This is a genomic window from Solirubrobacter soli DSM 22325 (assembly GCF_000423665.1).
Lineage (GTDB): Bacteria > Actinomycetota > Thermoleophilia > Solirubrobacterales > Solirubrobacteraceae > Solirubrobacter > Solirubrobacter soli.
Map to the genome: position 1 here is coordinate 510,510 of NZ_KE384071.1, position 20,180 is coordinate 530,689.

Consider the following 20,180-nt stretch of genomic DNA (forward strand, 5'->3'; position numbering starts at 1 on the left):
GCCGGTATGACACGCGTTGTACTGCTTGCTTTACTCGCTCTCGGTCTGCTCGCCGGCTGCGGGAGCGAAACCACCGAACAGCCGTCGTCACCCGCGGCGGCAGGCGCCTTCCCGGTCACGGTCGAGCACAAGTTCGGGGAGACGACGATCAAGGCGCAGCCGAAGCGGATCGTGGTCGTCGGCCTGCGCGAGCAGGATTCGCTGCTCGCGCTCGGCATCGTCCCCGTCGGGACGACCGAGTGGTACGGCGAACACCCGGGCGCGATCTTCCCGTGGGCGAAAGCGGCGCTCGGCGACGGCAAGCTCCCGACCAAGCTCAGCTTCACCGACGGCATCCAGTACGAGAAGGTCGCCGCGCTCGCGCCTGACCTGATCCTCGCGATCTACTCCGGACTGAACCAGAAGGACTACGACACGCTCTCCAAGATCGCCCCGGTCGTCGCGCAGCCGCCCGGCCAGGTCGACTGGGGCTCGAGCTGGCAGGACGAGATCACGATCACCGGCAAGGCGGTCGGCAAGCCCGAGGAGGCCGAGGCGCTGAAGGCCAAGGCCGAGCAGCAACTCGCGGCCGCGGCCGCCGCCCACCCCGAGTTCAAGGGTCAGACCGCCGCGGTCGCCTCCCCGTACCAGGGCATCTACGTCTACGGCCCGCAGGACGCCCGCTCGCGCCTGATGACCGACCTCGGCTTCACGTTCCCGAAGGACCTCGAGGACATCGGCGGCAAGGAGTTCGGCGGCCAGCTCTCCGACGAGAAGGTCGACCTGCTGGACGTCGGCGCGCTGCTCTGGTTCGCCGAGCCCGGCCCGGAGGCCAAGCTCAAGCGCAACCCGGTCTACTCCGAGCTCGACGTCCGCAAGCAGGGCCGCGACGTCTTCCTGCCCGAGAAGGGGACGCTCTACGAGGCGACGTCCTTCATCAGCGTGCTGAGCATCCCGCTGCTGGTCGACGAGCTCGTCCCGAAGCTCGCCGCGGCGGCCGACGGCGACCCGCGAACCTAAAGGGTCAGACCCTTTAGAAAGCGCTGGGGCGCACGAGGCGGGTGTCGACCGCCATCGGCTTCTCGGTCGGCTGACCGAAGTAGAAGCCCTGGCCGAGGTCGACGCCCAAGTCGGCCATGGCGCGGAACTCGTCCACGCGCTCGACGCCCTCGGCGACGACCTTGGCGCCCATCTCGTGGGCGCACTCGACGAGCGCCTTGACGAGGTTGCGACGGGCCGGGGAGTGCTGGATGCCCGAGGTCAGCGCGGTGTCGATCTTGGCGACGTCCGGGCGCAGGAGCTCGAGGCAGGCGAGCGAGTCCGGGCCGCCGGAGAGGTCGTCGAGGGCGACCATCGCGCCGCGCTTGCGGTGCTCGGCGACCATCTCCTGCAGCAGCTCGCGGTCGGCGCAGCGCTCGGGCTTGATGATCTCCAGGCAGATCCGCGACGGGTCGGCGCCGAGGCGGCCGACGATCGGCCACGTGGTGCGCATCGAGCTGTCGACGTCGAGGACCGCGCGCGGGTCGAGGTTCACGAAGAGGATCTCGCCGGGCGGGAGGATCGGCATGCCGACCTCCAGCGCCGCGGTGCGGGCGCGGTAGTCGAAGGAGAAGAGCGCGTCGTGGGCCTCGGCGGCGGCGATCAGCTCCGCGCCGCGCAGCTCGACCGTCCCGAGCATGCCGCGCATCAGCGCCTCGCGGCCGTAGGCGAGCCCGTCGCGCAGGTCGACGATCGGCTGGAAGTGGGGCTTCATCTGGCCGTGCGAGAGGAACTCGGGGAACCAGTCGGTCCGCGTGCGGTCCAGCAGCGTCTCGGCCGGCACCGGCAACGACTGCTCGTCGGCCAGCCGGACCGCGAACAGGCACGCGCGCTCGGAGATCGAGAGCGCCTTGATGACCGCCTTCAGCCGCTCGTCCCAGCCGGGACCGGCGAGGAGGAGTCCCTGCACGGCAATATCGCCCGAGGAAGGCTCGGAAGCGAGGTGCTCGACTTTGTAGAGCACGGACGGCCGGTGCGATAGAAGACGCACACCGTCCATTGCGGCGGTGGCTAGGGTCACGACCCTATAGATCGGCTTTTCTGAGCCAGGCTTTACCGGCCGAGCTCGTACGTGGCCCCTTCGCGGGCCGCGTCGACCGGCGCGCCGAACCCTGCGGCGCCCTCCGCGAGCGCCCATTCGACGTCGAGCTCGTCGGAGAAGTGCGTCAGAACCACGCGTTTCGCTCCCGCGCGGGCCCCGTGCTCGCCCGCCTCGCGCGGCGTCAGGTGGCCCCCGTTGTCCGAGACCGGCAGCGTCGCCTCGATCAGCAGCAGGTCCGTGTCCGCGGCGAAGTCGCACAGCGCCTGGTTGGGCCCGCAGTCGGCGGAGAACGTGAACCGCGCGCCGTCCGGCTCGGTGAACTCGACCGCGTTGCACGGGATGTAGTGCGGGACGGGCTGGAAGCGCACGGTCAGCTCGCCGATCGACAGCACGTCGGCCGGGTCGTAGATCGTGACCTCGAACGCCAGCTCGATGTGCTCGGCGGTCATGAACGTCGCCTTGCTCATGCCGGCGAACGTGTCGAGCGCGCCCGGCGGCGCGAACAGCCTCGGCCGCGCCGAGCGCGGGCCGTAGCGCAGCCCGGACGCGAACGGGACGAGGTCGAGCACGTGGTCGGCGTGCAGATGCGAGATCACGACGGTGTCCACGGCGGCGTAGTCGACGTGGTGGCGGAGCTTGGAGAACACGCCCGGGCCGCAGTCCAGCAGCACGGTCTGTCCGCCGCCTTGGACGAGATAGCCGGAACAGGCGCCGCCGGCGTCCTGCCAGGCGGGGGACTTCCCTAGGACGGTGATCTTCACGGGCTGTGAGACCCTACCGGCGTGACCGTCCTCGCCGCCGCGAGCTTCGATGTCGTGGCGCTCATCTTCGGCGCGCTGCTGGTGATCGGGGCGCTCGCCTCCGGCATCGCCCACAGATCGTTCCTGTCGCTGACCGCGGTCTTCGTGCTTGCCGGCTTCCTGCTCGGCGACGCTGGGTTCAGCGTGCTCGACATCGACCCGACGTCGGAGTTCGTGCACGACCTGGCGACCGTCGCCCTGATCGTGATCCTGTTCCGCGACGGGCTCGAGGTCGAGGCCGAGATGCTCCAGACGGCCTGGCACCTCCCCGCGCGCAAGTTGGTCATCGCGATGCCCTTGACGTGCGTGATCGTCGCGGTGGCGACGCACTGGCTGACCGACCTCGGCTGGACCGCCAGCTTCCTCGTCGGCGCGCTGCTGTCGCCGACCGACCCCGTGCTCTCGTCGTCGGTGGTGACCAACCCGCGCGTCCCGCGGATCGTCCGCCACTCGCTCAACCTCGAGTCCGGCATGAACGACGGGCTCGCGCTGCCCGCCGTGCTCGCGTTCAGCGCGGTGCTCGCCGGCGACGACGGGTTCGTGTGGTGGCGGTTCGTGCTCCAGGACGTGGGCCTCGGGTTCGCGTTCGGGATCGTGATCGGGCTGCTCGCCGCGGCGCTGCTGCCGCGCAAGCCCGACATCCCGGCGCATCAGCAGTCGCTGTACGCGCTCGGCGTCGCGTTCCTCACCTACGGCGTCACCGTGCTCCCGCCCGCGGGCAACGGCCTCATCGCGGTGTTCGTCTGCGCGATCACGCTCGGCATCCGCCGCCAGGACCTGCGGCACACGTTCGAGGAGCGCGCCGACGACATCGTCGAGATCGTCAAGCTCGGCGTGTTCGTCGTCTTCGGCTCGCTGCTGACCCTCGACGGCCTGTTCGGCGACGGTTGGGCCGCGGTCGGCATCGTCGTCGTGACCCTGCTGATCGCCCGCCCGGCGGCGATCGCCGTCGCGCTGATCGGCACCCGCCTGCCGTTCTACCTGCAGGCGTTCATGGCGTGGTTCGGCCCGAAGGGCGTGGCGACGATGGCGTTCTCGCTCCTGGTGCTCGCCGAGGGCTTCCCGGAAGCCGAGCGGATCTTCAACCTCGCCGCGCTGTGCGTCTTCACCTCGATCCTGGCGCACGGACTGTCCGACACGCCGGCATCGAACTGGGTGGCTAACCGGAGTAGCGCCGAGCCTGCTCCTGCGCCGTAGGGAACGCGAAGGCCGACTGGCGGCGGCGCTCCTGCCGGAACACGAACCGCATCTGCTCCGGCGGCTTCAGGCCGTCGGGGTGATAGGGACGGAACGTCGCGCACGCCTCGTCGAGATCGAGCGCGCAGAGCCCGTTCCGCGAGAAGAAGCACTCCTCGCACGTGACCTTCTTCGCCCTCTTCCCGCGCGGCGGCGCAATCACTGCAGACACGTTCCCCGACAGCCCCTTGTTCACGACTCCGTCACAACGACCGGCCGCGATCAAAGCGGAGGGGAGCGGGTGGTTCAAGGGGTCTCGCGAGCCCGGATCCGCAAAACGCAGGGTTTCCCTGTTCTTCCCGCAAATAGGCGCTTTTCGCGTGAAATTCCCCCCGTTTGCGACATGGCGACGCCGCTATCTGCGAGGTTTTCGGCGCCTGTCAGCCTGGATGTCAGTGCACGCTCCCTTGCAGACGCTCGTCACCGGCGTGTCCGGATACGTCGGCGCAGCCCTCGTCCCACGCCTCGTCCGTGACGGCCACGCCGTCCGTGGGTTCGCTCGCTCGCGTGAGCGCGTGCTGGCCGCGGGCGCGGTGCTGGACGACCTCGTGCTCGGCGACGCGACGACCGGCGCCGGGCTCGACCGGGCGCTCGACGGCGTCGACGTCGCCTACTACCTGATCCACTCGATGGAGGGCACGTCCGCGTTCGTCGACCTCGAGCGCCGCCAGGCGGAGGCGTTCGCGAGCGCGGCGGCCGCGGCGGGCGTGCGGCGGATCGTCTACCTCGGCGGGCTGCTGCCGTCCGACGGCGCGCTCTCCCGCCACCTGGCGTCGCGGCTGACCGTCGAGCACACGCTGCTCGCCGCGGCGCCGGAGTCGGTCGCGCTGCGCGCCTCGATCGTCGTCGCCGCCCGCTCACGGTCCTTCCGCTTCCTCGTGCGGCTGATCGAGCGGCTCCCGGTGCTGGCGCTGCCGGCCTGGCGCGCGAACCGCACCCAGCCCGTGGACGGCCGCGACGTGCTCGAGTTCCTCGCGGCCTCGGCGAGCCTCGATGCGCGCCACGCGGGCCGCGCCTGGGACATCGGCGGCCCCGACGTCATGAGCTACCAGGAGATGCTCGAACGCATCGCCCGGGTGATGCTCGTCGACCGCCCCGCCATCTCGCTCCCGTTCAACCTCACACCGGTGGCGTCGGTGGTCGCGGCCGCGATCGCCGAGGAGGATCCAGGGCTGATCGAGCCGCTGATGGAGTCGCTCGAACACGACCTCCTGCCCCGCGACGGTGAAGCGGCGGGCGCGTTCGGCGTGCGCTTGCACCGCTTTGAAGCGGCGGTCGAACGGGCATTGCGTGATATGGAGAGCGCGACATGAGTGAAGTCCGAGCGCAGATCGACATCGCGGCGCCGCCCGAGACGGTCTATGACCTGATGCTCGACCCGCAGCGTCTCCACGAGTGGGTCACGATCCACCGGAAAGTGAATCGCGCCGATCCAGGTGACCCGCGCGAGGGCTATGAGATGGATCAGACGCTGTGCCTGCGTCACGCCAACTTCAAAGTGCATTGGACGTTGACGGAAGCGTCGCGCCCGGACCGTGCGACGTGGGAGGGCCGCGGGCCCGCGGGGTCGTACGCGCGGACGAGTTACCGGCTCACACCTTCGGACTCCGGCACCCACTTCGAGTACGAGAACGAGTTCAAGGCACCCGGCGGACTGCTGGGTGCCGCGGCCAGTCGCGTGCTGGTCGGCGGTCAACCTGAACGTGAGGCCAAGCGTTCACTGCAACAACTCAAAGCACTTCTGGAACGCTGACTCAGTACGGTGTGACACATGGCCGACTTTCTCGACGAGAAGCGCAAGGAAATCCAGGCGCGCCTGAAAGAACTCAAACCACTCGTCGACGAGTACAACAAATTGCTCGCGGCCGATCGGGCACTCGGAGGGCTGGGCAACGGCGCGGCACCCGCACCCGCCGCGGCCAAGCGCCGCGGGCGCCCGCCCGGAACCGGCGCCAAGCGGGGCCGGCCCAAGGGCGGCGGCTCACGCGCCGCCGAGGCGCTGCAGTTGGTGACCGATCACCCCGGCATCACCATCCCGGAACTCGCCGAGGCGATGGGCATCAAACAGAACTACCTGTACCGCGTGATGCCCGGACTCGCCGAAGAAGGCAAAGTGACGAAGTCCGGGCGCGGGTGGCATTTGAGAAGTTAAGGCGGGGCAGCCCCTCCGCCCCACCCCGATCATCCGACCTTAAGGCGCTACTTCACGAGTCCGAGCTTGCTGACGGCCTCGCGCTCCTCCTGGAGCTCGGCCACCGTCTTGTTGATGCGCTCGCGGGAGAACTCGGGCACGTCGAGGCCCTGAACGATCGACCACTCACCGTTCGCGGTGGTGACCGGGAACGAGGTGATGATCCCTTCGGGGACGTCATAGGAACCGTCTGACGGGACGGCCATCGACACCCAGTCACCCTCGGCGGTGCCGTTCACCCAGTCATACACGTGGTCGATCGCGGCGCTCGCGGCGGAGGCGGCGCTGGACGCGCCACGCGCCTCGATGATCTCGGCGCCGCGCTTGCCGACGCGCGGGATGTACTGCTCGGCCACCCAGCTCTCGTCACCGACCGCGTCCCACGCGCGCTGACCCTTGACCTTCGCGTTGAACAGGTCGGGGTACATCGTGGGTGAGTGATTGCCCCAGATCGCCATGTTGGTGATCTCCGACACGGCGGCGCCGGTCTTCTGCGCCAGTTGGGCGATCGCACGGTTGTGGTCCAGGCGCGTCATCGCGGTGAACCGCTCTGCCGGGACGCCGTCGGCGTTGGACTGGGCGATCAGCGCGTTGGTGTTGGCCGGGTTGCCGACGACGAGCACCTTGATGTCATTCGCGGCGCCGGCGGCGATCGCTTCACCCTGCGGCTTGAAGATGCCGCCATTGGCCTCGAGCAGGTCGGCGCGCTCCATGCCCTTCGTGCGCGGGCGGGCGCCGACCAGCAGCGCGATGTTCGTGCCCTCGAACGCCTGCTTGGCGTCGTCGTAGATGTCGATGTCCTCGAGCAGCGGGAAGGCTGAGTCGAAGAGCTCCAGCGCTGTGCCCTCGGCAGCCTTGACGGCCTGCGGGATCTCGAGCAGCTTGAGGCGAACTTTGGTGTCGGGTCCGAGGAGCTGTCCGGAGGCGATTCGGAACAGGAGCGCGTAGCCGATCTGTCCGGCGGCTCCCGTGACTGTGACGTTGGTGGACATACGTCAAGGCTATGTCAACCTTCGAGCAGCATGTTCGGTGGCGGAACCTCACTGCAGCTGTTCCGGATCGGCGGAATCCGTGTCGGCGCCCATCCGACGTGGTTCCTGATCCTGTTCCTGTTCATCTGGTGGACGAACGATTCGTTCGCCAACGCCATCACCACGCCCGGCCAGGGCTTCATCGCCGCGGTCATCGCCGCGTTCGTCTTCTTCGGGTCGATCATCCTGCACGAGCTCGGGCACGCGCTGGCCGCGCGCCGGGAGGGGATCGGCGTCGGCGGTGTCGACCTGTTCTTCTTCGGCGGCTTCATGCGCGCGATGCGCGACTCCGAGACGCCCGGTGAGGAGTTCCGCGTCGCCGCGGCCGGCCCGGCGGTGACGCTGGTGCTGACGATCATCTTCGGCGGCGTCGGCATCGCGCTGCTCGGCGACACCGTGCTCGACGCGGCGACGTTCAAGTTCGGCTCGGGCGGCCTCTTCGAGGTCGTCGTCGCCTTCTCGGCGCTGGCCAACGCCGGCCTGTTCGTGCTCAACATGGTCCCGGCGTTCCCGCTCGACGGCGGCCGCATCACCCGCGCGATCGCCTGGAAGCTGACCGGCGACCGCCACAAGGCCACCCGCTTCTCGGCCTACCTCGGCCAGGGCTTCGCGTTCCTGATGATGGCCTACGGCGCGTTCGTGTTCCTCAACGACGACGACCACACGGGCGGGCTGTGGTGGATCGTGCTCGGCTGGATGCTCGGCGGCTCAGCCCGCGCGGCCGTCGCCCAGAGCCGGTTCGCGGACCGCCTGGACGGCGTCACGGCGGGCGACATCATGGACTCCGAGCCGGTGACGATCCCCGCCGGCCTGCCGGTCGAGCGCGCCTTCGACGAGTACTTCCTGCGCTACCAGGGCTGGCCGTGGTTCGCCGTCGTCGAGGAGGACGGCCACTTCGCCGGCCTCGCCCACCGCGCCGCGGTCGAGCACGCCGTGCACCAGGAGGACCCACAGCAGCCGGTTCGCACGGTCGTCTCCTCATCGGAGCAGGTGAGCACCGACACGCCGCTGGAGTCGCTGATCGGCAACGAGCCGCTGCGCACGCTCGGCGCGCTGATGGCGGTCGACGCCGAGGGCCGCCTGCGCGGCGTCGTGACGGTCGAACAGGTGAGTCGCGCGCTACAGGCGCGACTGGCCTGACACGCTTGCCGTAAAGGCGACGGCTTCGCCAGCGGGCGTGCGGCGCATCGCCGGCCAGATCACCGGTCGTCGCTGCCCGGCGGCGGTCGCCGCTCGCATACTGGCGGTACGTGTGGGGCGGCCGCCGCCGGGCAGCGGCGGGCGGGGCCCGCCGGAATGCGCCGCACGTCTGCTGGCGGAGCCGAAAGCTATTGTGCGGGCATGCCCGCACACGACGTGTTGATCATCGGCGCCGGCCTCGCCGGTCAGCGGGCCGCCCTGGCGGCGGCGCGCGCTGGGGCGACGGTGGCGATCATGAGCAAGGTCCACCCGGTCCGGTCGCATTCCAACGCGGCCGCCGGCGGGATCAACGCCGCGCTGAATCCGGACGACTCCTGGGAATCCCACGCCTTTGACACGGTCAAGGGCTCCGACTACCTGGGCGACCAGGACGCGATCGAGATCATGTGCCGTGAGGCCCCGAACGAGGTGCTCTGGCTCGAGCACGCGGGCGTCACGTTCCACCGCAACGCCGAGGGCAAGCTCGGCACCCGCGCGTTCGGCGGCGCCTCGGCCGCCCGCACCTACTACATCGCCGACATCACCGGTCAGGCGCTGCTGCACGTGCTCTACGAGCAGCTGATGAAGCACCACGAGCAGATCGACCGCTACGAGGAGTGGTTCATCACCGGCCTCGCGCAGGACGAGGAAGGCAACTGCGTCGGGGCGATCGCGCGCAACATCCGCGACGGCTCGATGGAGACCTTCGCGGCCAAGTCGACGATCCTCGCCTCCGGTGGCGCCGGCCAGTGCTTCAAGCCGACCACCAACGCGATCATCTGCACGGGCGACGGCATCGCCCAGGCCTACCGCATCGGCGCGCCGTTGATGGACATGGAGATGATCCAGTACCACCCGACGACGCTGCAGGGCAACGGCATCCTCATCACCGAGGGCGCCCGCGGCGAGGGTGCGCACCTCTACAACGCGCAGGGCGAGCGCTTCATGGAGAAGTACGCGCCCAACAAGATGGAGCTCGCCTCCCGCGACGTCGTCTCGCGCGCCGAGCAGACCGAGATCAACGAGGGCCGCGGCTTCCCGGACGGGACGGTCGCCCTGGACATCACCAAGGTGCCGCGCAAGCGCACGCTCGAGGCGCTGCGCGAGATCGTCAACATCGGCCGCGACTTCGCCGGCGTCGACATCACCCGCCAGCCGATCCACATCCGCCCCGGCTGCCACTACATCATGGGCGGCGTCAAGTCCGACGTGCACGGCGCGACGTCGATCCCCGGCCTGTACGCGGCCGGCGAGGTGGCGTGCGTGTCGGTCCACGGCGGCAACCGCCTGGGCGCGAACTCGCTCCTGGACACGCTGATCTTCGGCCGCCGCTCCGGCGAGCACGCCGCCCAGCGCGCCAAGCACATGACGATGCCCAAGCCCGGCCGCGCAGCGCTGCAGGACGCCACGCAGGAGATCGACCAGATCTTCAAGCGCCAGGGCGGCCGCCGCGTGTCCGAGATCCGCGACGAGCTCGGCACGGTCATGAACGAGAAGGTCGCCGTGTTCCGCGACGAGAAGGGCCTCAACGAGGCCCACGAGGTCGTCCGGCGCCTCAAGGAAGAGGCCAAGAACGCGACGATCGACGACCGCGGCTCGGTCTTCAACCAGGACATCCTCGGCGCGCTGGAGCTCGGCTACATGCTCGACTGCGCCGAGTGCATCGTCGTCGGGGCGCTGGAGCGCAAGGAGTCGCGGGGCGCCCAGTTCCGCACGGACTACCCCTCGCGCAACGACGAGGAGTGGCTCAAGCACATCGATCTGTCGCTGAACGGCGGCGACGTGCCCAAGGTCACCTATTCGCCCGTGACGATCACCAAATGGGAGCCCCAAGAGCGGACCTATTAGGGTTCGACACGGTCATATGCCTGAGTACACGCTCCGTATCCGCCGCTATTCGCCCGAATCGGGCGAGGCCGCGCACTGGCAGGACTACGAGATCGACCTGGACGGGCACCGCTCGGTGCTCGACGGGATCCTGCAGGCCAAGGATCGCCAGGACGGCTCGATCGGCATCCGTTGTTCCTGCCGCGCCGCGATCTGCGGCTCCTGTGGCGTCCGGATCAACGGCAAGCCGACGCTCGCCTGCCACACCCACCTCGACAAGGCCTTCGAGACCGCGCCCGACGGCGTGATCACGGTCGAGCCGATGGGCAACATGCCCGTGCTCAAGGACCTGATCGTCGACATGGACGCGGTCCACTGGAAGAAGATGCGCCGCGTCACGCCGTGGCTGCTCCCCGAGGGCGACCCGCCGGAGCGCGAGTACATCGTCCCGCCGGAGTCGATGATCGACATCACCCAGACGATGGCGTGCATCCAGTGCGGCGCCTGCGTCTCGGACTGCCTGTCGATGGAGGTCGACCCGCTGTTCATCGGCCCGGCCGCGCTCGCCAAGGCGTATCGCTTCGTCGGCGACCCGCGCGACGGCCATCACGAGGCGCGGCTCAAGGACCTCGCCGAGGACGAGCACGGCATCTACGACTGCACGCACTGCTTCAACTGCATCCAGGCGTGCCCGAAGGGCGTCGCCCCGATGAGCCAGATCATGCGGCTGCGGCGGATCGCCGGCTCCGACCACGGGATCGACGACCGCAACAACGGCCATCGCCACGAGATGGCCTTCGTCAAGAACATCGAGAAGAACGGCCTGCTGCACGAGGCGGACCTGCTGCCCGACTCCTACGGCGGCAAGTTCCACCCGCGTGCCGTGCCGGAGCTGCTCAGCTCGCTCCCGGTGATCCTGCGTGCGGTGCAGCGCGGCAAGGTGACGCCCGCAGGCGCGCTGCTGCACAAGCACAAGGCGTCGAAAGAGGTCAAACGGATCTTCCGCGACGTCCACGATCGCGAGGAGCGCTACGAGCTCAATCTCTACGTCGTGGGCGAGGAGGAGGAAGCCGAATGAAAGTCGCCTACTGGCCTGGCTGTGTGAGCCGCGGCTTCACTCCTGAGCTGCACGGCTCGATGGCGCAGGTCGCGCCGCTGCTGGACATCGAGCTGGTCGAGCTCGACCGCGCCTCGTGCTGCGGCGCCGGCGTGATCGCCGAGCACAACCAAGAGCTCGCCGACACGCTCAATGCCCGCACGTTCGCGCTCGCCCAGGAAGAGATCGCCAAGGGCGCGACGATGATGATGAACATCTGCTCGACCTGCCAGGGCGCGCAGAGCGAGTGCCAGGAGCGCCTGGACGGGAACACCCCGTACCGCGACCACGTCAACGAGACGCTGTCGGCCGAGGGGCTCACGTACCAGAAGGGCATCACCAACAAGCACTTCCTCTGGATGCTGGTCGAGGAGATCGGCCTCGACGAGGTCAAGAAGAAGGTCAAGCGCCCGCTGACCAACCTGCGCGTCGGTCCCTTCTACGGCTGCTACATCGTCCGCCCGACCGACCGGATCGGGATCGACGCCGAGCACCCGCGGGACACGTACCTGCAGCTGCTGATCGAGGCCCTGGGCGGCGAGGTCGTCGACTACGCCGGCATGTACAAGTGCTGCGGGTTCCCGATCATCACGATGAACAAGCAGAACTCGCTGCGCCAGGCGGGTCGCCACCTCGGCGACGCGATGGACGCCGAGGCGGACACGCTGGTCACGCCGTGCCCGCTCTGCCATCTGAACCTGGACCTGCAGCAGCCGCTCGCCGCCGGCGTCGTCGGCCGCCCGCTCAACATGCCGGTCCTGCACCTGCCGCAGCTCCTCGGGCTGGCCCTGGGCCTCTCGCCCAAGGAGCTGGGCATGAACAAGCACGTCGTCAAGCCGTCGTCGGTGATCGACTGGTCGACGTCCGTAGTGGCTGCCGCCGCGGCCTAGAAGTCCTGCTGCTCGATGCTGGTCGAGCGGTCGAGGTTGAAGTCCATCGTGGCGTGATCGGTACCGGCACCGCCGGTGACGATGTCGATCGCGCCATCCTTGGCGAAGAAGCGGTCGTTGCCGTTTCCGCCGTCGAGGTTGTCCTGCTGGCTGCCGCCCTTGAGCGTGTCATTGCCCTCGCCGCCGACCAGCACGGCCTGGGCGACCGTCAGCTTGGAAGCGTCGAGCAGGTCGGAGAACCCGTTGCCGTTGACCTGCACGATGCTGTCGAAGCCGGTCGTCATGCGGATGTCGATGTCCCCGTCCATGTCGAGGTCGACCGCGGGGCCGATCGCGAGCGAGCCGGTCTGGTTCTGGACGCCCACCTGGTCGAGCGACGAGGTCTCGTTGACCACGAGCCGGTCGCGACCGGTGCCCGTCAGCACGAAGAACTGCAGCTTGGGGTTGCTCGACGAGAAGTCGCCTTGGCTCTCGTCGATCGTCGTCGTCTGCGCCAGCGGCGCGGTGGTCGAGTTGAAGGCCTTGACCACGACCTTGTCGGTGTTGGCCGCCGTCGCCCGCGTGCCGGCGGTCGAGAAGCAGTTGCGGAAGCTGTTCGCGCCTTCGCGGAACTCGAGCCCGGCGCCGTTGCGCACCGCGACGCTCGTGTCGGCTGACCCGTAGCGGATGTCCATCTGCCGCTTCGCGGAGTCATAGGTGCAGGTGGCGGAGGCGTTCGCGGCCGAGGGGATGGCGGCGAGGGCGGACGCGCCGATCAGCGCGCCGAGGAGGATGCGTCGTTTCATGCCATTCAGGCTCCCAGCGGCGCGACGGCGCTCCTAAGGGGCTGGCAGGCGCGTCCTCGGCGCGCCGGCGACCTCCTTTGACCGGGTACCTGGAGGAATACGGCGAGCGCTCCCGGCGTGTGCCGCAAAGGAAAGGGCGGGCCTTGCGGCCCGCCCTGTTCAGTCGTACCCCGACCGTCCTGCGTAAATCGTCCTTGACAGGTGTGGTACCCGGCTAGGCGGCAGTCGGAACCTTCACGAGCCCGCGCTGGTGCAGAACCTCCGCAATTTGCACCGCGTTGGTCGCGGCGCCCTTGAGGAGGTTGTCGCTGACGACCCACATCTGCAGGCCGCGGTCGTGCGTCGGGTCGCGGCGCAGGCGGCCGACGAAGACCTCGTCGCGGCCGGCCGAGTCCAGCGCCGTCGGGTAAGCGTGGGTGGTCGGGTCGTCGACCATGATCAGGCCCGGCTGGTTCTCCAGCAGGCGGCGGGCCTCGTCGACGCTCAGGTCGCGCTTGGTCTCCAGCGAGACCGACTCCGAGTGCGAGCTGCGGACCGGCACCCGGGCGCAGGTGACGGCGATCTTGATGCTCTCGTCGCCGAGGATCTTGCGCGTCTCGAACATCATCTTGCGCTCTTCGTCGGTGTGGTCGTCGCCGTCGGGGAAGTTCCCCGCGCCGCCGAGCACGTTGAACGCGATGTGGTGCGGGTAGACCGCGGGGTCCGGGAGGGCGTCGCCGGCCAGCGCGGCGCGCGTCTGGTCCTCGAGCTCCTTGACGGCCTTCACGCCGGTGCCGGACACGGACTGGTAGGTGGAGACGATCAGGCGGTCGATGCCGGCCGCCTCGTGGATCGGCTTCAGCGCGACCATCAGCTGCATCGTCGAGCAGTTCGGGTTCGCGATCAGACCGCGATGCCCCTCGAGCGCGTCAGGATTGACCTCGGAGACCACGAGCGGGATCTCCGGGTCCTTGCGGAACGCCGAGGAGTTGTCGACGACGACCGCGCCGGCGTCGACGAACTTCTGCGCCCACGCGCGCGAGGTGGTCGCGCCGGCGCTGAAGAGCGCGATGTCGAAGCCCTGGATCGACTCGTCGGAGAGCACGCGGCAGGGCACGCCGTCGAGCTCACGCCCTTCGGAGCGCTCAGAAGCGAACGGAACGATCGTCTCGGCCGGGAACCCGCGCTCCTTGAGCTTGGCGCGCATCACGGTTCCGACGGCTCCGGTGGCGCCAACGACGGCAACTCTGTAACTCATGAAGGGACTCCAAACGGGTGCTCGGCCTCGACCTGGTCGGCGCCGAGCTCGAACGCCTCGTGCAGCGCGCGGACGGCGCGGTCCACCGAGTCGGCGGTGACGACGCACGAGATCTTGATCGGGGACGTCGAGATCATCTCGATGTTGATGCCCTGATCGCCGAGGGTCGTGAAGACCTTCGCGGCGACGCCGGGGTGGGACTTCATGCCCGCGCCGACGACCGAGACCTTGCCCATCTCGGGATCCTCGGAGATCGCGCGGATGCCGACCTCGGCGATCACCGGGTCAAGCGCCGCGCGGGCGTCGCGCAGGTCCGTGCGCGGCACCGTGAACGACATGTGCGCCTCGGCGCCCTCGTCGTCGGGCTCGTCCTGGATGATCATGTCGACGTTGATGTTGGCTTCGGCCAGGGCCGTGAAGATGCGGCCGGAGACGCCGGGGTGATCCGGTACGCCGAGCAACGTGAGGCGTGCCTCGTCGCGCGAGTGCGTGACGGCGGTGATCAGCGGGTGTTCCATCGTCTCCTCTTCTCCGACCACGAAGGTTCCGGGAGCCTCCGTGAATGAGGACCGGCAATGAATACGGACGTTGTGGTTGCGCGCGTATTCCACCGAGCGCAGCTGCAGCACGCCGGCGCCGGACGCCGACATCTCGAGCATCTCCTCGAAGGAGACCACGGGCAGCTTGCGCGCGTCCGGGACGATCCGCGGGTCGGCGCTGAAGACGCCCGCCACGTCGGTGTAGATCTCGCACACCTCGGCCTCCATCGCGGCGGCGAGCGCGACGGCGGTGGTGTCCGAGCCGCCGCGGCCGAGCGTCGTGACGTCGCGGGCGGTGGAGACGCCCTGGAAGCCCGCCACGAGCACGATCAGGTCCTGGTCCAGCGCGTCGCGGATGCGGTCCGCGCGGACGTCGAGGATCCGGGCCTTCGTGTGTGACGTGTCCGTCACGATCCCGGCCTGCGAGCCGGTCAGGCTGATGGCGCGGTGGCCGAGGTCATTGATCGCCATCGCGCACAGCGCGCACGAGATCCGCTCGCCGGTCGACAGCAGCATGTCCATCTCGCGCGGATCAGGCACGCTGGACACCTCCTCGGCCATCGAGATCAGCTCGTCGGTGGTCTTACCGCGGGCCGAGAGCACCGCGACGACGCGGTGGCCCTGCTCACGGGCGGACACGATCCGCCGCGCCGCGCGCTTGATGCGCTCGGCGTCGGCAACGGACGTGCCTCCGAACTTCATCACGACAGTGCCGGACACGCACGTGAGGATAGGAGCCCGCCGAGGAATGGTCGGTCCGACCGCTGTAGTGCGTCCGTCGTGGCTCGGGCCGCCCGCGCTCGCGATGCGTCCCGCTGGGACGTGAGCAGCGTGGGTGGCGCGAGGCGCGGCGGCCGTGCTGCAGCGGGCGTACCGGTATTCCTGGGTGGGCTCCGGTTCGAAGGAGTACGCTCCGATTGGCATCCGTGAAACTTCCGTGCCCCCCAAGGGTTAAGCGCTCGACCTGGACGATTGGACGACTTGTTGGAGCGTTGGAAGTCAGCACCATGTGCTGGGCACGGGTACGGGCCGCAGGAGGCGGTAGTGGCGCGAATGACGAGTAGGAGGGCGTGGTGTGCGGCGGCGGCCGGAACGGCCGTTGCGATCCTGCTCGTCCTGATGCTGGGCAGCCGCGAGGCCGGCGCGCAGTCGTCCCCCGTCGTCTACCAGGCCGGGACCATCAACGGCAGCCCGATCCGGGTCGGCACCCGCCTCACCGCGACCGGCGGCAGCTGGGCCGGGCCGCAGGGCACGACCTCCCGCTGGGAGTGGTTCGCCTGCCCGCCCAACGCGCGCTCGTGGTTCGAGTGCTCGCAGCGCCTGCTCTACCAGAACGCCTACACGATCCAGTCCGGCGACGTGGGCCGGTACATCATCCTGAACCTCTACGCGTACCGCGGCCAGCCGCAGAACCCGGGGACCAGCGGCCGCGCCGAGAAGTGGACGTCGACGTCGACCACCGTCGCGCCGGCACCGACGCCGACCCCGACGCCGACGCCCGTCCCGACTCCGCGCCCGACCCCCGTCCCGACCCCGCGCCCGACGCCGGTCCCCACGGCCAGCCCGACGCCCACCCCGACCCCGACGCCGACACCGACCCCCGCGCCCGCCTTCGAGGTCCCCGCGGTGCCGGTGACGACCAACGGTGAGGTCCTGCAGGAGACGTCGCGTCATCGCCGGGTCATCCGCCCGTTCCCGGTCGTGCGGATGCGCGGCACGCTGACCTCCAACGGGGCGAAGATCTCGCTCTTCTCCGTGCGGGCGCCCACGAAGGCGACGATCGTGGTCCGCTGCAAGGGCCGCAGCTGCCCGGCCAGCCGCTGGTCGCGGCCGTGGAACCTGCGCAAGAAGCCGCTCACCCGCATGGGCCGCTTCGAGCGTTCCCTGCGCGCGGGCGTGCGGATCACCGTGCTGGTGACCCGCAAGGGCTACGTGGGCAAGCGCACCGTGTTCGTGATCCGCCGCGGCGCCGCGCCGGCCCGCTCGGATCGATGCCTGTCGGCCAAGGGCCGCGTGACGAAGTGCCCGTCCGGAACATGAGCTTGGCGAACGGCCACCGGCCGACCGGCCGCGGGGTTCAGGCGTCCCAGCGTGGCGAGGTCGGCCATGCGTGATCGCCCCATCGCCGCGGTCCTCGCCGTCGTCGCCGCCGCGATGTTCCTCGCGGCGTTCTCGGCCGCCGCCGTCCTGCGCCCGAACTCCGCCGCCGTGGCCGAGGACGCGACCGTCTCCGCTCCCGCCTCGGCGACCGAGGAGACGACGCTGGCGACGATCGCGCCGCCGTCGCTCTCCCGGGTCGCGCCGCTGCCCGCGCTGCACCTGCCCAAGCCCAAGCCGCACAAGCACAAGGCCGCGAAGCAGAAGGTCACCAGCGCGCCGCGGGTGACCGTGGCGCCGACGCCGGTCGCCACGGCGACCCCGAGCGCCCCGACCTACACGCCCCCCGCACGCACGTCGCCGCGCAGGTCGTCCTCCGGCCAGACCTTCGACACCTCCGGATGATCAGAGGCCGACCTGACGGTGCTCCGCGGCCGAGTCTGCGGTGGATGGCCGTGGGCGTCGCCGTGGCGCTCGCCGCCGGCCTCGGTGGCTGGGCGGTCGCGGATCGGATCGCCGCCGACCCGGTCGCCCCGCCCGCGACGCAGAAGGTGCTCGACGCCGGCCCGGCGCGGCTGAAGGTCTCCACCGGCTGGGCGCGCGCACCCCGCGCTCCCACGCTCCCGGGGCTCGACAACGCACCCGCCTACATGCCCTGGTCGGGCCTGACGACGACCGTCTCCGTGGCGCTCGTGCCCGCCGACTCCGCGTCGCTCGTTCCCGCCGCGCTGGTCGCGAAGGCCGACGGCGGCCTGCCGCCGGCCGAGACCGCGAAGGTCGTGGGCCTCTCCGCCCGCGCCTACCGCGGCGTCCGCACCGGCGACTCGGTCCTGGACATCTACGCGATCCCCACCACGCGCGGCGTCCTCACGATCGTGTGCACCGCCCGCAGCGGCGCCGAGGACTCACCCACCTGGTGCCTCGAAGGCCTCGACCAGATCACGGTCGAGGGCGCCCGCCCGATCACCTTGAACGCCGCGACCGCCTACCGGATGCGCGCGCCGTCGACCATGAAGGACCTCGACGCCGTGCGCGTGCGCGAGCGGGCGGCGCTGCGGCGCGCCAAGGGCCCGGTCGGGCAGGAGCGCGCCGCCAAGTCCCTGTGGCTGGCGTACGCGTCCGCCGCCGACGAGCTCGAGCCGCTCGCGCCCAAGAACGAGCCGGCGGCGGACGTCGTCGTCGCGCTCCGCGACACCGCGCGGGCGTACCGCAAGCTCAACACCGCCGCCGACCACCGCTCCAAGCGCGGCTGGAAGCGGGCGCGCAGCGCCGTGTCGAAGGCCGAGAAGACCTTCAAGCAGCGCGTCGCCGCCGCGGCCTAAAGCGCGCGACGACCCGCGAAGGCGCGGCCGAGGGTGACCTCGTCGGCGTACTCGAGGTCGCCGCCGACGGGGAGGCCGGAGGCGAGTCGCGTGACCGCGACGTCCGGCATGCGCTGATGCAGCTCGCCCGCGATGTGCAGCGCGGTCGCCTCACCCGTCGTGGTGGGGTTGGTGGCCAGCACGACCTCGCGGATGCCTTCGTCGACCCGGCGGTAGAGCTGGGCGAGGCGCAGGTCCTCGGGTTCGACACCGTCGATCGGCGACAGCGCTCCGCCGAGCACGTGGTAGCGGCCGCGGAACTCGTGGGTGCGCTCGATCGGGATCACGTCCTGCGGCTCCTCGACCACGCACAGCGTGCTCAGGTCGCGCCGTTCGTCGAGGCAGATCGTGCAGCGCGGACCCTCGGCGAGGTTGAAGCAGATCTCGCAGAAGCTGATCTTCTCCTTGACGTCGATGATCGCCTGGGCGAGCGCCCGGGCGTCGAGGTCGGAGGTGCGCAGCACGTGGAACGCCAAGCGCTGCGCGGTGCGGTTGCCGATCCCCGGCAGCTTGGAGAGCTCGGTGACGAGCCGCTGGAGGGGCGGTGCGAGCAACCTACTTGCGCTTTTGTGCGCGCCTTGCGGCTCGGTTGGGCGCGCCGCCGCTGGGAAGGCCACCCGGCGCGCCGCCCCCACCGAGGCCGCCCATGCCGCCCAGACCGAGCGACTCGAGCGCGCTCATCGGGTCGAAGCCGCCCTGCTCGGCACCGCCGAGCTGGCTCTGCTGGAGCTCCTCAGCCTTGCGCAGCGCCTCGTTGATCGCGGCGACGACCATGTCCTGCAGCATCTCGACGTCCTCGGGATCGACCGCGTCGGGGTCGATCGTGAGCTCCTGCAGGCGCATGTCGCCGCTGAAGACGACCTTGACCATCCCGCCGCCCGCGGACGCGTCGACGGTCTGCTCCTTGAGTTTCTCCTGCGCCTCCTGCTGCTGCGCGAGCATCGCCTGCGCCTCGGCGAGCATCTTCTGAAGGTTGGGCGGCTGGGGCATCAGGTCTGCTCCTCAGGGTCGGGAGGGAGCTCCTCCGCGTCGAACTCCTCCATGAAACGCTGCACGAGATCCTCCTCGGACAGCTTCGGCGTCGCGGCCGCGGCGGCCGCGAGCGCCGGCAGCGGCTCGTTCTCCGAGCGCAGCTCGTACGCGAGCCGCAGCGACGACCCCGTCACGGACCGGATCGCCTTGACGAGCAGGTCGCGGTTCGCCGGGTCCTCGGCCTTGCGCTTGAGGAACGACGACGTCTCCGGCCACGCGAGCGTCAGGTCCTCCCCGCGCAGCGCGGCCGGCGCGCAGTCCTCGAGCGCCGCGGCGAGCATCGGCGTGCCCTCGCGCAACTCCTCGATGATCGCCGGCCAGGACTCCCCGAACCGCGCGAGCGAGAGGTCGATGCTGGCGGCGGGAGCGGGCGCGTCGGCGTCGACCGTCGCGGTCGCGGTCACCCGGTCGGCGTGCAGCTCGCGGGCGACCGCCTCGGCGGCCTGCTCGGCCGCGGCCTGCGCCTGCGCCTGGGTGGCGTGAGGCGCGCCGGGCAGCGTGGCGTCGACGACGATCGGCTGCCCGTCGACCCGCGCCGCGATGTGGACGTCGGTCCGACCCCGCTCGTCGGGCGGCGGCGCGGCACCTTCGATGTGGATCGTCGCGGCGGCGTGCGCGGACTCGAACGGCTCCTCCTCGTACGGCGGCGGCCCGTCGTAGGGCGGAGCGTCGGAGCCGGGATCGCCGAACGCGGCGGGCGCGCTCGCGCCGTTCGAGGGCGCGGGCGGCGCGGCGTGGGCGGGCGGCGCGGCGTTGGACGGCGGCGCGGCCTGCGCGGGCGGTGCGGCCTGCGGCGGCGCGGCGTGCCCGGCGGGCGCGG

The 20,180-nt window shown here is 70.2% G+C and carries 21 protein-coding genes and 1 pseudogene; 12 read left to right on the plus strand and 10 right to left on the minus strand.

The window, feature by feature from the left end:
- The first annotated feature begins 6 nt into the window (after positions 1 to 6).
- A complete protein-coding gene (locus tag G569_RS0138230) occupies positions 7 to 999 on the plus strand; it encodes an ABC transporter substrate-binding protein (protein ID WP_028067308.1) in 993 nt (330 codons plus the stop codon).
- Positions 1,000 to 1,012: 13 nt separating this feature from the next.
- Here the strand turns inward: G569_RS0138230 and G569_RS0138235 are convergent, their stop codons facing one another.
- Complete coding sequence (locus G569_RS0138235) at positions 1,013 to 1,927, minus strand: EAL domain-containing protein (RefSeq protein ID WP_028067309.1); 915 nt, start codon at positions 1,925 to 1,927, stop codon at positions 1,013 to 1,015.
- A gap of 143 nt (positions 1,928 to 2,070) precedes the next feature.
- The gene (locus G569_RS0138240; protein ID WP_028067310.1) at positions 2,071 to 2,820 is read right to left on the minus strand and encodes an MBL fold metallo-hydrolase; all 750 of its coding nucleotides are present in this window, start codon (positions 2,818 to 2,820) and stop codon (positions 2,071 to 2,073) included.
- Positions 2,821 to 2,841: 21 nt separating this feature from the next.
- On the opposite strand from G569_RS0138240, the gene G569_RS55165 reads away from it, so the two are divergent.
- Positions 2,842 to 4,056: a cation:proton antiporter gene (locus tag G569_RS55165; RefSeq protein ID WP_053227629.1), complete on the plus strand. Its 1,215-nt coding sequence runs from the start codon at positions 2,842 to 2,844 to the stop codon at positions 4,054 to 4,056.
- On the opposite strand, the gene G569_RS0138250 is transcribed toward G569_RS55165, so the two are convergent.
- On the minus strand, positions 4,019 to 4,291 hold the full coding sequence (locus G569_RS0138250; RefSeq protein ID WP_245602673.1) for a hypothetical protein: 273 nt from the start codon (positions 4,289 to 4,291) through the stop codon (positions 4,019 to 4,021). The genes G569_RS55165 and G569_RS0138250 overlap by 38 nt on opposite strands.
- 199 nt (positions 4,292 to 4,490) lie before the next feature.
- On the opposite strand from G569_RS0138250, the gene G569_RS55170 reads away from it, so the two are divergent.
- The 3 genes from G569_RS55170 to G569_RS0138265 are packed head-to-tail and all read left to right on the plus strand — an operon-like array spanning position 4,491 to position 6,247.
- Positions 4,491 to 5,408, plus strand: coding sequence for an NAD(P)H-binding protein (locus G569_RS55170; protein WP_245602675.1), 918 nt, complete (start codon positions 4,491 to 4,493; stop codon positions 5,406 to 5,408).
- Entirely contained in the window at positions 5,405 to 5,848 is a 444-nt protein-coding gene (locus G569_RS0138260) for an SRPBCC family protein (protein WP_028067312.1), read from the plus strand. Before G569_RS55170 ends, G569_RS0138260 begins: the two co-directional genes overlap by 4 nt.
- An 18-nt stretch (positions 5,849 to 5,866) precedes the next feature.
- On the plus strand, positions 5,867 to 6,247 hold the full coding sequence (locus G569_RS0138265; RefSeq protein ID WP_028067313.1) for a hypothetical protein: 381 nt from the start codon (positions 5,867 to 5,869) through the stop codon (positions 6,245 to 6,247).
- 47 nt (positions 6,248 to 6,294) lie between these two features.
- Here G569_RS0138265 and G569_RS0138270 read toward each other — a convergent pair whose 3' ends face one another.
- Positions 6,295 to 7,278, minus strand: a complete 984-nt coding sequence (locus tag G569_RS0138270; protein WP_028067314.1) for a malate dehydrogenase — start codon at positions 7,276 to 7,278, stop codon at positions 6,295 to 6,297.
- Between the two features lie 30 nt (positions 7,279 to 7,308).
- Here G569_RS0138270 and G569_RS0138275 point away from each other — a divergent pair, with 30 nt between their 5' ends.
- From G569_RS0138275 to G569_RS55180, 4 genes are all read left to right on the plus strand, one after another.
- Positions 7,309 to 8,457: a site-2 protease family protein gene (locus tag G569_RS0138275; protein WP_028067315.1), complete on the plus strand. Its 1,149-nt coding sequence runs from the start codon at positions 7,309 to 7,311 to the stop codon at positions 8,455 to 8,457.
- A gap of 156 nt (positions 8,458 to 8,613) precedes the next feature.
- On the plus strand, positions 8,614 to 10,344 hold the full coding sequence (locus tag G569_RS0138280; protein ID WP_371683507.1) for an FAD-binding protein: 1,731 nt from the start codon (positions 8,614 to 8,616) through the stop codon (positions 10,342 to 10,344).
- Between the two features lie 16 nt (positions 10,345 to 10,360).
- Positions 10,361 to 11,401, plus strand: coding sequence for a succinate dehydrogenase/fumarate reductase iron-sulfur subunit (locus G569_RS55175; RefSeq protein ID WP_053227631.1), 1,041 nt, complete (start codon positions 10,361 to 10,363; stop codon positions 11,399 to 11,401).
- Positions 11,398 to 12,309, plus strand: coding sequence for a CoB--CoM heterodisulfide reductase iron-sulfur subunit B family protein (locus tag G569_RS55180; protein ID WP_037501897.1), 912 nt, complete (start codon positions 11,398 to 11,400; stop codon positions 12,307 to 12,309). The genes G569_RS55175 and G569_RS55180 overlap by 4 nt, the downstream gene beginning before the upstream one ends.
- Here G569_RS55180 and G569_RS0138295 read toward each other — a convergent pair.
- The 3 genes from G569_RS0138295 to G569_RS0138305 all read right to left on the minus strand — a co-directional run bounded on the left by G569_RS0138295 (position 12,306) and on the right by G569_RS0138305 (position 15,572).
- Positions 12,306 to 13,094, minus strand: coding sequence for a hypothetical protein (locus tag G569_RS0138295; protein ID WP_028067317.1), 789 nt, complete (start codon positions 13,092 to 13,094; stop codon positions 12,306 to 12,308). The two genes, G569_RS55180 and G569_RS0138295, sit on opposite strands and share 4 nt — an antisense overlap.
- A 214-nt stretch (positions 13,095 to 13,308) precedes the next feature.
- Positions 13,309 to 14,331 carry an aspartate-semialdehyde dehydrogenase gene (locus tag G569_RS0138300; RefSeq protein WP_028067318.1) on the minus strand — a complete coding sequence of 341 codons (1,023 nt, stop codon included), beginning with the start codon at positions 14,329 to 14,331 and terminating at the stop codon, positions 13,309 to 13,311.
- Entirely contained in the window at positions 14,328 to 15,572 is a 1,245-nt protein-coding gene (locus tag G569_RS0138305) for an aspartate kinase (RefSeq protein ID WP_037501900.1), read from the minus strand. Before G569_RS0138305 ends, G569_RS0138300 begins: the two co-directional genes overlap by 4 nt.
- A gap of 417 nt (positions 15,573 to 15,989) precedes the next feature.
- On the opposite strand from G569_RS0138305, the gene G569_RS64975 reads away from it, so the two are divergent.
- The 3 genes from G569_RS64975 to G569_RS0138320 all read left to right on the plus strand — a co-directional run bounded on the left by G569_RS64975 (position 15,990) and on the right by G569_RS0138320 (position 18,289).
- Positions 15,990 to 16,910: a hypothetical protein gene (locus G569_RS64975; RefSeq protein ID WP_028067320.1), complete on the plus strand. Its 921-nt coding sequence runs from the start codon at positions 15,990 to 15,992 to the stop codon at positions 16,908 to 16,910.
- Positions 16,911 to 16,976: 66 nt separating this feature from the next.
- Positions 16,977 to 17,372, plus strand: a complete 396-nt coding sequence (locus tag G569_RS0138315; RefSeq protein ID WP_028067321.1) for a hypothetical protein — start codon at positions 16,977 to 16,979, stop codon at positions 17,370 to 17,372.
- 44 nt (positions 17,373 to 17,416) lie between these two features.
- On the plus strand, positions 17,417 to 18,289 hold the full coding sequence (locus tag G569_RS0138320; RefSeq protein ID WP_028067322.1) for a hypothetical protein: 873 nt from the start codon (positions 17,417 to 17,419) through the stop codon (positions 18,287 to 18,289).
- Here the strand turns inward: G569_RS0138320 and recR are convergent.
- The 3 genes and pseudogenes from recR to G569_RS64235 all read right to left on the minus strand — a co-directional run.
- Complete coding sequence (recR, locus tag G569_RS0138325; protein ID WP_028067323.1) at positions 18,286 to 18,882, minus strand: recombination mediator RecR; 597 nt, start codon at positions 18,880 to 18,882, stop codon at positions 18,286 to 18,288. The genes G569_RS0138320 and recR overlap by 4 nt on opposite strands.
- Before the next feature lies 1 nt (position 18,883).
- Positions 18,884 to 19,318, minus strand: coding sequence for a YbaB/EbfC family nucleoid-associated protein (locus G569_RS59945; RefSeq protein ID WP_053227632.1), 435 nt, complete (start codon positions 19,316 to 19,318; stop codon positions 18,884 to 18,886).
- Positions 19,318 to 20,180, minus strand: a pseudogene (locus G569_RS64235) (hypothetical protein); the annotation flags it as partial. The pseudogene G569_RS64235 and the gene G569_RS59945, both read right to left, overlap by 1 nt.